Annotated in this window: 12 protein-coding genes; 7 read left to right on the plus strand and 5 right to left on the minus strand. The window is 64.0% G+C overall.

What is annotated here, in order from left to right; genetic code table 11:
- The first annotated feature begins 77 nt into the window (after positions 1-77).
- The 5 genes from Q7U29_RS05515 to Q7U29_RS05535 all read left to right on the plus strand — a co-directional run bounded on the left by Q7U29_RS05515 (position 78) and on the right by Q7U29_RS05535 (position 4521).
- The gene (locus Q7U29_RS05515; protein WP_304739321.1) at positions 78-1469 is read left to right on the plus strand and encodes a cytochrome ubiquinol oxidase subunit I; all 1392 of its coding nucleotides are present in this window, start codon (positions 78-80) and stop codon (positions 1467-1469) included.
- Entirely contained in the window at positions 1469-2482 is a 1014-nt protein-coding gene (gene cydB, locus Q7U29_RS05520; protein WP_304739455.1) for a cytochrome d ubiquinol oxidase subunit II, read from the plus strand. The genes Q7U29_RS05515 and cydB overlap by 1 nt, the downstream gene beginning before the upstream one ends.
- Entirely contained in the window at positions 2479-2610 is a 132-nt protein-coding gene (locus tag Q7U29_RS05525; RefSeq protein WP_304739323.1) for a DUF2474 domain-containing protein, read from the plus strand. The genes cydB and Q7U29_RS05525 overlap by 4 nt, the downstream gene beginning before the upstream one ends.
- Positions 2611-2827: 217 nt before the next feature.
- Positions 2828-3421, plus strand: coding sequence for a L,D-transpeptidase (locus tag Q7U29_RS05530; protein WP_304739325.1), 594 nt, complete (start codon positions 2828-2830; stop codon positions 3419-3421).
- 59 nt (positions 3422-3480) lie between these two features.
- Positions 3481-4521, plus strand: a complete 1041-nt coding sequence (locus Q7U29_RS05535; protein WP_304739327.1) for an amino acid ABC transporter substrate-binding protein — start codon at positions 3481-3483, stop codon at positions 4519-4521.
- A 237-nt stretch (positions 4522-4758) separates the two neighbouring features.
- Here Q7U29_RS05535 and Q7U29_RS05540 read toward each other — a convergent pair whose 3' ends face one another.
- Together Q7U29_RS05540 and Q7U29_RS05545 are read right to left on the minus strand one after the other, a co-directional pair.
- A complete protein-coding gene (locus tag Q7U29_RS05540; protein ID WP_304739329.1) occupies positions 4759-5898 on the minus strand; it encodes an acyl-CoA dehydrogenase family protein in 1140 nt (379 codons plus the stop codon).
- 152 nt (positions 5899-6050) lie between these two features.
- On the minus strand, positions 6051-7235 hold the full coding sequence (locus tag Q7U29_RS05545) for an acyl-CoA dehydrogenase family protein (RefSeq protein ID WP_304739331.1): 1185 nt from the start codon (positions 7233-7235) through the stop codon (positions 6051-6053).
- 160 nt (positions 7236-7395) lie between these two features.
- Between Q7U29_RS05545 and Q7U29_RS05550 the strand changes: the two genes are divergently transcribed.
- On the plus strand, positions 7396-7941 hold the full coding sequence (locus Q7U29_RS05550; protein WP_304739332.1) for a carboxymuconolactone decarboxylase family protein: 546 nt from the start codon (positions 7396-7398) through the stop codon (positions 7939-7941).
- Between the two features lie 189 nt (positions 7942-8130).
- Positions 8131-8625 carry a VOC family protein gene (locus Q7U29_RS05555; RefSeq protein ID WP_304739334.1) on the plus strand — a complete coding sequence of 165 codons (495 nt, stop codon included), beginning with the start codon at positions 8131-8133 and terminating at the stop codon, positions 8623-8625.
- Positions 8626-8738: 113 nt separating this feature from the next.
- Here the strand turns inward: Q7U29_RS05555 and Q7U29_RS05560 are convergent, their stop codons facing one another.
- The 3 genes from Q7U29_RS05560 to Q7U29_RS05570 all read right to left on the minus strand — a co-directional run bounded on the left by Q7U29_RS05560 (position 8739) and on the right by Q7U29_RS05570 (position 11822).
- The gene (locus Q7U29_RS05560) at positions 8739-9986 is read right to left on the minus strand and encodes an MFS transporter (RefSeq protein WP_304739336.1); all 1248 of its coding nucleotides are present in this window, start codon (positions 9984-9986) and stop codon (positions 8739-8741) included.
- A gap of 194 nt (positions 9987-10180) precedes the next feature.
- Positions 10181-10543 (minus strand): nuclear transport factor 2 family protein, encoded by a 363-nt coding sequence (locus tag Q7U29_RS05565; RefSeq protein ID WP_304739338.1) that lies wholly within the window; start codon positions 10541-10543, stop codon positions 10181-10183.
- 37 nt (positions 10544-10580) lie between these two features.
- Positions 10581-11822 (minus strand): MFS transporter, encoded by a 1242-nt coding sequence (locus tag Q7U29_RS05570; RefSeq protein ID WP_304739340.1) that lies wholly within the window; start codon positions 11820-11822, stop codon positions 10581-10583.
- Positions 11823-11993 lie beyond the last annotated feature (171 nt).

An 11993-nucleotide genomic window follows, 5' to 3' on the forward strand; every position in this document is an offset into this window, starting at 1 on the left:
TTCGTTCGTTCGCGATATCCGCAAGCCGCATTGCATGGTATCCAGACGGCACGATCCAACCTTGACGGATGGTGCCGATGTTCGAGGGCTGGGATGCCGTGGTACTGGCGCGGGCGCAGTTCGCCTTCACGATGTCGTTTCACATCGTGTTCCCCGCCTTCTCGATTGGGCTGGCCAGCTATCTCGCGGTGCTGGAGGCGCTCTGGCTGTGGACCGGGCGCGAGGTCTTCATCAACCTGTTCAATTACTGGCTGAAAATCTTCGCTGTCGCCTTCGGCATGGGCGTGGTGTCGGGCATCGTGATGTCCTACCAGTTCGGCACCAACTGGTCGGCGTTCTCCGACAAGACCGGCCCCGTGATCGGCCCCCTGATGGCCTACGAGGTGCTGACCGCCTTCTTCCTCGAGGCCGGGTTTCTCGGCGTCATGCTGTTCGGCCTCGAGCGGGTCGGCCACCGCCTGCATTTCCTCGCCACCCTGATGGTTGCCGTGGGCACCCTGATCTCGGCGTTCTGGATCCTGTCGGCCAATTCCTGGATGCAGACGCCGGCCGGCTACGCCATCAATGCCGACGGACAGTTCATCGCCGCCGACTGGTTCAAGGTGATTTTCAACCCGTCGTTTCCCTATCGCCTCGTCCATATGGTGCTGGCGGCGTATCTGACCACCGCGCTGGTGGTCGGCGCGGTCGGCGCGTTTCATTTGCTGCGCGACCCGCATCTCGCCGGACCCCGCGTGATGTTTTCGATGGCGATGTGGATGGCCACCCTAGTGGCGCCGATCCAGATTTTTGCCGGCGACCAGCACGGCCTCAACACGCTGGAGCACCAGCCCGTGAAAATCATGGCGATGGAAGGCCATTTCCACAGCCACCCGCACGGCGCGCCGCTGATCCTGTTCGGCTGGCCGGACCAGGCCGCCGGCAAGGTGAAATATGCCATCGAAGTGCCGAAACTGGGGTCGCTGGTCCTGAAACATTCGCTCGATGCGCCAATGGCCGGCCTCGACACCGTGCCGCGCGAAAACTGGCCGCCGGTGGCCATCACCTTCTGGTCGTTCCGGATCATGGTCGGCATGGGATTGTTGATGCTGGGACTCGGCCTGCTCAGCCTGTGGGCGCGCTGGCGCGGCACGCTCTATCATTCGCGATTGCTGCTGATGTTCGCGATCGCCATGGCGCCTTCCGGCTTCATCGCGGTGCTGGCGGGCTGGATCACCACCGAGACCGGACGCCAGCCCTTCACGGTGTACGGGCTGCTGCGGACGGTTGATTCCGCCTCGCCGCTGGCAGCGCCCGCGGTCGCCTCGTCGCTGATCGCCTTCATCATGGTCTATTTCGCGGTGTTCGGCGCCGGCGTGATCTACATGCTCCGGATGATGGCGGCGGCGCCGCACCACGGCGAACAGGGACCGAGCGGCGATACCCCGGCGCGCGCCGCCGGCATCACGCCCGCACAGGGGCGCGCATGATGACCGCCGCCATCGACATCGCCACCGTCTGGGCCTTCATCATCGCCTTTGCCGTCTTCGTCTATGTCGTCATGGACGGGTTCGACCTCGGCCTCGGCATTCTGTTTCCGCTGTTTCCCAAGAAATCCGACCGCGACGTCATCATGAACAGCGTGGCGCCGGTGTGGGACGGCAACGAAACCTGGCTGGTGCTCGGCGGCGGCGGCCTGATGGCGGCGTTTCCGCTGGCGTATGCGGTGCTGATGCCGGCGCTGTACACCCCGATGATCGCGATGCTGATCGGCCTGATCTTTCGCGGCGTCGCCTTTGAGTTTCGCTGGCGGACCAGGCCGAGCGAGCGCAACCGCTGGGACATCCCGTTCTTCTCGGGATCGCTGCTGGCGGCGCTGGCGCAGGGCGTGGCACTCGGCGCCATCCTGCAGGGTGTCCATGTCGAGGCGCGGCATTATGCCGGCGGCTGGTGGGACTGGCTGACGCCGTTCAGCATCCTGACCGGCATCGCGGTGGTGATCGGCTACGCGCTGTTGGGCGCGACCTGGCTAGTCATGAAGACCGACGGGCCGCTGCGCGACAAGGCCTATCATCTCAGCTGGTTTTTGCTGTTCGCGATGATCGGCGCCATCGGCGCGGTCAGCATCGCCACGCCGTTCCTGCACATCCAGTATACCCAGCGCTGGTTCTCCTGGCCGGGTATCGTCCTGACGGCGCCGGTGCCGATCGCGGTCGCGGTCGTCACCGCGCTGCTGCTGCGCAGCCTTGCCAGGAAACGGGATTACCAGCCATTCTTCCTGACGTTGACGCTGTTCGCGCTGTCCTATGCCGGACTCGGCATCAGCATGTGGCCGTATATCGTACCGCAGAGCATCACCATCTGGCAGGCGGCTTCGCCCGAGAACAGCCAGATCTTCATGCTGTTCGGCGTCGCCGTGCTGATACCGTTGATTCTCGGCTACACCGGCTGGGCCTATTATGTCTTCCGCGGCAAGGTAGAGGCCGGGAGCGGGTACCATTGACGCAGATCAAACCAAATCCCCGGCCGCTGGCGCAACGCTTGTTGTGGTTTGCGGCGCTCTGGCTCGGCGGGGTCGGGGCTGTGACCCTGGTCTCGTACGGCCTGCGGCTGTGGATCGCGCCGAAATAAGGCAGATCTGCCGAACTCCGGCGCGGCAAGAACCAAAAACGTCGAAAACAACCCCATGCACAGTAACGAAGCGTTTGGCGACACTGAGGTTTTTATCGGGAAGAACGCCTGAAATGCCAAGCATATGGGGTGGTGCCCGCCCAAAACTTGCCATCAAGTTGCCACTGAGATTTGATGGTTCCATCACTTGGCGAAGCCGCCACCGGGAGAACTCAACATGACGAAGTTTCGCCACGTGATCTGGACCATGGCCGCCGCGGCCGGACTGCTGCTTTCGGCCTCGCAGAGTTTTGCGCAAAAGCCCGATGTCGGCGACCAGCCGGGACTGATTGCCGATGACAGCGTGGAGCTCGATCCCCAGTTCAGGAAAACAGCGGTGCTGTACCGCACCTCCGAGCCGCCGGGCACCATCATCATTTCAACGAAGGATCGCCATCTCTTTCTGGTCCAGGGCGGCGGCCGCGCGCTGCGCTATGGCATCGGCGTCGGCCGCGACGGATTCCAGTGGCAGGGCCTGGTCAACATCACCAAAAAGGCGGAGTGGCCGGACTGGACGCCGCCGCCGGAGATGATCCAGCGCCAGCCCTATCTGCCGCGCTTCATGGCCGGCGGACCCGGCAATCCGCTCGGCGCCCGCGCCATGTACCTCGGCACCACGGTCTACCGCATCCATGGCACCAACCGGCCGGATACGATCGGCACCGCGGTTTCGTCCGGCTGCTTCCGGCTGGTCAATGCCGACGTCGCCGACCTCTATGAGCGCGTTCCGGTCGGCACCAAGGTGATCATCCGGCAGAAGCCGGAACTCTGATCGCTGCCGTCTGGTTTCACGGCTTTTCCTTTCCCTTTCCCTGGCATTGGTGAGAAAAAATGTTTCGCACATTTCGAGGCGGCCTGCTGATTGGATTGGCGGTCGCAATAGCGATCGCGGCTGCCGCCATTACCTACGAACGCTACGACACCAAGACCCTGAAGCGGACGATCCGGCGCGGCGAAGTGCTGTGCGGCGTCAATGCCAGCCTCCCCGGCTTCTCGATGCCGGACGACAAGGGCAACTGGGCCGGCTTCGACGTCGACTTCTGCCGCGCCGTGGCGGCCGCCATCTTCGACGATCCCAAGAAGATAAAATTCGTACCGCTCGACGCCAATGAGCGCTTCAGGGAGCTGCAGAGCCGCAAGGTGGATATTCTGTCGCGCAATTCGACCTGGAGTATGTCGCGCGAGACCAACTTCGAGCTCTATTTCCCGGCCGTCGCCTATTATGACGGCGGAGGGTTCATGCTGCCCGCGGCGCGCAAGATCGACTCTGGCCTGGAGCTCGACGGCAGCAAGGTTTGCGTACAGGGCGGAACCACGACGCAGCTCAACCTCGCCGACTATTTCCGTACCAACAACATGAAATACACGGAGATGAAGTTCGACAAGTTCGACGACGTCTTCAAGGCCTACAGCTCCGGCCAATGCGACACCTTCACCGCCGACATCTCCCAGCTCTACGCGCTGCGGCTGAACCTCGGCAAACCAGGCGACCACGTCATCCTGCCCGACGTCATCTCCAAGGAACCGCTGGCACCCGTGGTGCGGCAGCGTGACGACGACTGGATGATGATCGTGAAATGGTCGCTGTATGCGATGATCAATGCCGAGGAACTCGGCATTACCTCGAAGAACATCGACGAGGCGCTGAAGTCGAAGAAGCCCGACGTGATGCGGCTGGTCGGCACCGAGGGCGCTTACGGCGAGGTGCTCGGCCTGTCCAAGGACTGGGCCGCGCGCATCATCCGCCACGTCGGCAATTACGGCGAGGTCTATGAGCGCAATGTCGGCGAGGAGTCGAAACTCAAGATTCCGCGCGGGCTGAACCAGCTCTGGAGCGCCGGCGGCATCCAGTACGCCCCGCCGATCCGGTAAGCTTGCGGGACGGAGCCACCGGCGGCGCCATCCTCCAACGCGTCATCGCCCGCGAAAGCGGGCGATGACGACCTGTTGTGATGCGCCGCTTGCAGCCTTTCGTCATTGCGAGGAGCGCTTGCGACGAAGCAATCCATGTTGCCGCGCAAAGAAAGATGGATTGCTTCGCGGAGCCTGTCATCGGGCGCGCATTCGCGCGACCCGTTGGCTCGCAATGACGGCTGAGGGAGCGGAGCCTCAATAACTCTTCATCCGCGCCAATTGATCGGCGTGGAAATTGCTGTCACCGAACAATTCCTGGCAGACCCGCGCGCGCTTCATGAAGAATCCGATGTCGAACTGGTCGGTCATGCCCATGCCGCCATGCATCTGGACGCCTTCCTGCACCGCCAGTGTCGCGGTGGTGCCGGCGCGGGCCTTCGCCACGGCCACCGCGGCGCCGGCCTTGTCGAAACTCGCATCCAGCGTCTGCAGCGCCTTCAGCACCGCGGCGCGGGTGATCTCGATGTCGACATAGAGCTGGGCGGCGCGGTGCTGCAGCGCCTGGAATTCACCGATCAGTTTTCCGAACTGCTTGCGCTCCTTGAGATAGGTGACGGTGCGGCCGAACACTTCCTCGCTGAGCCCCACCATCTCGGACGCCACCGCGGCGCGGCCGATATTGAGCACGCCTTCCAGCAAGGCAAAACCCTGATCGACCTCGCCGAGCACGCCGTCGGCATTGACTTCGGCATTGTCGAACACGATGCGCGCGGCATTGTGCGCATCGACCATCGCGGTGCGCTCGATCGCAATTCCCTTTGCTTTGGGATCGACCAGGAACAGCGTCAGCCCGTCGCGCTCGCCGGCCGAGCCCGCGCTGCGCGCCGCCACGATCAACAGATCCGCCGTGTGGCCGTCGACCACGAAGGCCTTGTCGCCCGAGAGCTTGAATCCGTTACCGGAGCGCACCGCCTGCAGTTTGGTCATCAGCGGACGATGCTTGGCGCCCTCGTCGATCGCCAGCGCGGCCAGCAGCGAACCATCGGATATTTTCGGCAGATATTGCGACTTCTGGGCGTCGCTGCCGCCGCGCGACAGCGCCGACGCCGCGAGCACGGATGTCGCCAGATACGGCGACGGCATCAGGGTGCAGCCGATTTCCTCCATCACGATGCCGGCCTCGACGCAGCCGAGCCCGCTGCCGCCGAACGCTTCCGGCACCAGCAGGCCGGAAAATCCCATCTCGGCAAAGCCTTTCCACAGCTCGCGGGAAAAGCCCGTCGCGTCCCTGGCATCGCGCAGCTGCCGCAGATGCGACACCGGCGCCTTGTCGCTGATGAAACCCCGCGCGCTGTCGCGCAGCATCGATTGTTCTTGGTTGAGGACGAGTGCCATGAGGGGGATTCCGGTGCGTTGATGTTCGACTAATTTGCCTTGTTTGATCCCTCATGGTGAGGAGGCGCCCTTGCGCCGTCTCGAACCATGAGAGCCCGTGGCCCATCCTTCGAGACGCGGCGAAGAGGCCGCTCCTCAGGATGAGGAGTGTGCTACGCCCCCGGCAGATCCAGAATGCGCTTGGCGACGATGCCGAGCATCACTTCCGACGTGCCGCCCTCGATCGAGTTGGCCTTGGTGCGCAGCCAGGCGCGCGGTCGGGCGCCGCCCCTGGAGCGCTCGCTTTCCCACTCCAGCGCGTCGACGCCGCCGGCCGACATCAGGATCTCGTGGCGACGCTTGTTCAGCTCGGTGCCGTAATATTTCATCGCCGAGGAAAACGCCGGATGCGCCTGCCCCGCCTTGGCCAGATCGACCGCGCGCTCGGCGGCGGCTGACAGTGCCGCCTCGTCGATCTCGAAGGTCGCGATCTGGCCGCGCAGCATCGGATCTTCCAGCCGGCCCTGCTCGTCGCTCCCGACCGAATCGGCAGCGACCTGGCCGAGCGGCCGGCCGACGCCGCGCTCACCCATGCCCGAGATCATCGCGCGCTCATGTTGCAGCAGATACTTTGCCACGTCCCAGCCGCGGTTGACGGTGCCGACCACGTGCGACTTCGGGACCCGCACATTATCGAAGAAAGTTTCGCAGAACGGCGAATAGCCCGAGATCAGCAGGATCGGCTTGGTCGAGACGCCCTTCGAGGCCATGTCGAACAGGATGAAACTGATGCCGTCATGCTTCTTCGCGGTCGCGTCGGTGCGCACCAGGCAGAAAATCCAGTCGGCGTAGTTGGCGTAGGAGGTCCAGATCTTCTGGCCGGTGATGAGGTAATCGTCGCCGTCGCTTTCGGCGCGGGTCTGCAGCGAGGCGAGGTCGGAGCCGGCGTTGGGTTCGGAATAGCCCTGGCACCAGCGGATCAGGCCGGCGGCGATCTTCGGCAGATGCTCCTGCTTCTGCGCCTCGGTGCCGTATTTCAACAGCGCCGGCCCGAGCATCCAGATCCCGAAACTCGACAGCGGCGAACGGGCACCCATCGCCGCCATCTCCGCGCGCAGGACCTTGTGCTCGGCGGGATCGAGTCCGCCGCCGCCATATTCCCGCGGCCAATCCGGCACGGTCCAGCCCTTGTCGCGCATCCGCTCGAACCAGACGCGCTGCGGCTCGGAGGAAAATTTGGTATTGCGGCCGCCCCAGAAGGTGTCGTCGTCCGAGGTCATCGGCTTGCGCATTTCCGGCGGACAGTTCGCTTGCAACCAGGCACGGGTCTCACTGCGGAATTTTTCCAGATCGGACATGTCAGGCGTTTCCATTTGGAGATGTTGGATCGACCTTAGCCGTCGCATCGCGGAATTCAATATATCTCTGGCGCACCCGTTCGTGATGCGGAATATGATGGGGCTGTGCGGTCCGGCGTCGCAGGCGCGCGCAACGATTGAAAAACAAGGGGAAACCGAGATGCGGCTGAAGTTGCTTTCGCCTGGCGAAATGAACGCGGACCAGAAACAAACCTATGACGAGTCGATCGCCGGCAAGCGCGGCGCCCCGCCGGCGCCGATGATGGCCTGGCTCAACAGTCCCGAAATGGCCCGGCACGCCACCCGGCTCGGCGAGGTGATGCGCTACAACACGATTTTTCCGGCCAAACTGTCCGAGATCGCGATCCTGGTCACCGCCCGGCACTGGACCTCGCATTACGAATGGTTTGCCCACAAGCGGCTGGCGCTGAAGGGGGGCATGGACCTGAAGATCATCGAGGACATCCGCGACCGCCGCACGCCCACCTTCGACGATCCCAAGGGGCAGATGATCTACGACGTGGCGAAGTCGCTGCATGAAGGCCACGGCGTTCCCAAGGGGCTGTACGCGGAGGCTGTAACGGTTCTCAGCGAGCGCGGCATCGTCGAAATCATCGGACTGTGCGGCTATTACACGCTGGTGGCGATGACGCTGAACACGTTCGAGTTCGGGTTGCCGGATGGGGAAGTGTCGGAGCTGGTGTGAGAGGAATCACGCACTCGTGTCCCGGACGCGGTGCAGCGTCCTTTACGCTGCTCCGCAGAGCCGGGACCCATGCATGCGCGCGAGAACATGGGCCCCGGCTCAGCAGCGCACCGCCGGAGTCGCGCTACGCGCGATCCCGAGTGCGCTGCGCTGCGTCCGGGGCACGAATACCTCAAGCGGAGAATACATATGCCCGACAATCCCCCCATCATCGCCGGCACAAGGATCGGGCATGTTCATCTCAAGGTCGCCGATCTCGATCGCGCGCTGGCGTTTTACTGCGGCGTGCTCGGCTTTCAGGTGACGCAGCGGCTGAGTTCGGGCGCGGCGTTCATTGCGGCCGGCGGCTATCATCACCACATCGGCCTCAACACCTGGGAGAGCAAGGGCGGCCATCCGCCGCCGCCCGGCACCACCGGCCTGTTTCACACCGCGATCCTGTATCCGACCCGCGCAGCACTGGCCGATGCGTTGCATCGCCTGATCGAGGCCGGCATTGCGCTCGACGGCGCCAGCGATCACGGCGTCAGCGAGGCGCTGTACCTGCGCGACCCCGACGAGAATGGCGTCGAGCTGTATCGGGACCGGCCCGAGGCGGAATGGCCGCGCAAGGAAGACGGATCGCTGGCGATGTTCACGAAACGGTTGGATCTGGAGGAATTGTTGCGGGCGAGGGAGACCTGATCCCTCCACATCGGAGCGAAGCGAACAATGAAAACTGTCGTCGCCCGGCTTGACCGGGCGATCCAGTACGCCGCGGCTTCTCGGTTGAACACGACCGTCTCTGGAATACTGGGTCACCCGGTCAAGCCGGGTGACGACACCTTTGGCCGCCCCCGAATCATGATCAGCACTGCCGCCACCAATTCCAACCCGATACAACCGTAAAACGGCAGCGCATAACTTCCCGATGCATCGCGCAGCAGGCCGATGACACCGGGGCCGAACGCGTAAGTCACCTGGTTGATCGCCGTGATCAGGCTGATCAGGACGCCGAACGAGGAGGGAGCGAATTCGCGCTGCACGATCAATGCCGGCAGCGTGATCAGATTGCCGACCGAGAAGCCGAACAGCGCGCAGGCCGCGATCAGCGCGATGTCGTTCTGCAGGTTGATGATGACGAGGAGTGCCAGGGCCTGGCTGACGAACGAGATCGCCGAGGCGAGGCGCTGGTTGAGTCGGTCGATCACGAACGAGAAAAGCACGCGGCCGACCACCGCCATCGCGGTCATCAGCGCGACCGCGAATGCGGCGCGCTCCCGGCCCACCACCGAATCGAGGAACGCGATCAGGTGGACGATGAAACCGACCTGCGCGAACAGCACCAGCGCGAAGGAGGCCGAGACCGAGAGAAAGCCGATGTCGCGGAACGCCTGCGCCCGCACCCGCGTCGCGGACGGTGCGTCCGCGGACAAGGCGGCGACCGCGGCGCTCGGATGCAGCGGCGGACGTCCGACAAAGATCAGGATGATCGGGACCATCACCACGATCATGGCGATCGCGGCGGCGACCATGGCGCCGGGGAAGCCGAAATACCCGATCGCCCCCACCAGCAGCGGCACGCCGATGATGCCGCCGAAGCTGGCGCCGTTCAGCGCCAGGCTGATCGCCATGCCACGCTTCCTGTCGAACCAGAGCCCGAGCGTGTTGGTGATGATGCCGAGACTGGTGCCGACCCAGCCGAACGCGAGCAGCGCATTGGCGGCATAGAGCTGCCACGGTTCGGTGACCTGGCCGATCAGCACGGCGGCCGCCGCCATCGTAAAGACACCGGCCAGCAGGCAGTTGCGCGGACCGATCGCCTTGATCGCTTCGCTGACGAATACGACCAGCAGGGCGCCAGACAGATAGAAGACCGTGGTGCCGCTCGAGATCAGCGAGGTGGGCCAGCCGTGCAGCCGATGCAGCTCGGCGACATAGACGCTCTGGCCATAGAAGCCGAGCCCCCAGCCGAAGGTCGCCACCAGAAAACAGACCACGACGATGCGCCAGCCCTCGTAGCGGGCCGAGGTTTCGTCGATTGCGATTGGCTTGGACTCGTTCAATGCCGGTTTCTCGAATTCGTCATGCCCGGGCTTGACCCGGGCATCCACGACTTTCTTTGCTGTAGATGCAAAGACGTGGATGGCCGGGTCACCTAGCGCGAAGACGCGCTTCGCGCTTTTGCCCGGCCATGACGACGATTAGCAAACTACCAAGTGAAACGCTTCGACCGCCACCGAACTGTCAGCAGGTGTCATCAGGCTTTCGGTTTCGGCGGATCGTAAAAGAACCGCTCGCGGAAAATCCGGTCGCCGCGCCATTCCTGCAGCGCGACTTCATCGATCCGGGCGGTCTTGCCGGAAAGGTAGGTGAAGTCGAAAATCCAGTTGATCGCGACGCGGTCGCCCTCGAGGATCGAGGCCACGCATGTCGAAACCACGGTCTCGACCCGATCCAGCGTGGCGCGCTCCTGCGCCACCAGCAGGTCACGGCCCACGCGCGGAGGTGCTGCGTTCTCCTGCATGCTGGCATCCTCGGTATAATAGCGCTCGATGGCGCCGGCATGATCGCCTGACACGACGACGGCGATGAACTCATCGAGACGGGCTCGCGACGGCATGAAACCTCCCACGTTCAAGCAGCAATAAAATCAGCAATCAAATACCCGGATCGGGAAATTGCGGCACGGCCCGTTTCGCCCGGCGCCTCGCGAGCGACGCGAACATCAAGACCGCGAGCCCCAGCAGCACCGGCGGGAACACCACCATGTTGACCGCGGACCAGCCGTAATTCGCCAGCAGCTGGCCCGATGCGAACGATCCCACCGCCATCATCCCGAACACCAGGAAATCGTTGAAGGCCTGCACCTTGTTGCGCTCCTGCGGCCGGTGCGTCTCCAGCACCAGGGCGGAAGCGCCGACGAAGGAGAAATTCCAGCCGACCCCGAGCACGATCAGTGTGGCCCAGAAATGCATCGCGGTGAGGCCGGACAATCCGATCGCAGCGGCGACGGCCTCCAGCACCAGCCCGAGCGCGACGATTTTCGGCGCCCCGAAGCGCGCGATCAGCGAGCCCGTGAAGAAGCTCGGCCCGTACATCGCCACGATATGCCATTGAATGCCGAAATTGGAATCGCTGACGGAGAGGCCGCACATCTGCATCGCCAGCGGCGCCGAGGTCATCACCAGATTCATCATGGGATAGGAGACGATGCCGCAAAGCGCGGCGGCGATGAAGCGTGGCTGCCGCGCGATCTCGAGCAGCGGCCGGCCGCCATGCATGTCCGCCGGCGCCGGCTTCGGCGCATCGACCCCCGCCAGCACCGCCATCGCGACCAGCGCCACCACCGCCTGCATCAGGAAGCTGAAGGCGAACAGATAGGGCGGCCAGATATCCATGGTCCACTGCACGAGCTGCGGACCGAGCACGCCGGCGAATACGCCGCCCGCCATCACCCAAGACACCGCCTTGGGACGGAAAACGACGCTGGCGCCGTCGGCGGCGGCGAAGCGGTAGGATTGCGACACCGCGCCGTAGAGCCCACCGAGAAACGTCGCGACGCAGAACAGCACGAACGAGCCGCGCAGGATGGCGTAGGCCCCGAGCAGGCCGGTCAGCATGCCGCAGCCGGTGCCGATGATGAAGGCTGTGCGGCGGCCATAGGCGCGCGAGATCGCACCGGTCGGCAAGGTGCCGGCGGCCAGGCCCACCACATACATCGAGAGCGGCACGGTCGCGAACGAGATATCCGGCGCCAGCGTCGCGCCGACGATCGAGCCGGTGGCGAAAATCACAGCCGAATTCGCGCCGGTCAGCGCCTGCGCTGCCGCCAGCCGCGCCACATTGGATCGCGCGCGGGCGTCATCGGCGATTTCGTCGGCTGCAGTCACGTCGATCATTTATTGTTTCCGCGCAGATGCGGCCCGAAGCATTCGGCCGCATTGATTCCCGATACTATGGCGGCAAGCTTCCGCCCGATCAACCGACGCAAACGGGCGCGCGCCATGCGAGCAGCGCACATTGGACAGCACGCACGAAAGCCGCGTAAATGACCCATCCGCCATTCATGC

Origin of the sequence: Bradyrhizobium sp., assembly GCF_030654605.1 — a bacterium.
Taxonomy (GTDB): domain Bacteria; phylum Pseudomonadota; class Alphaproteobacteria; order Rhizobiales; family Xanthobacteraceae; genus Bradyrhizobium.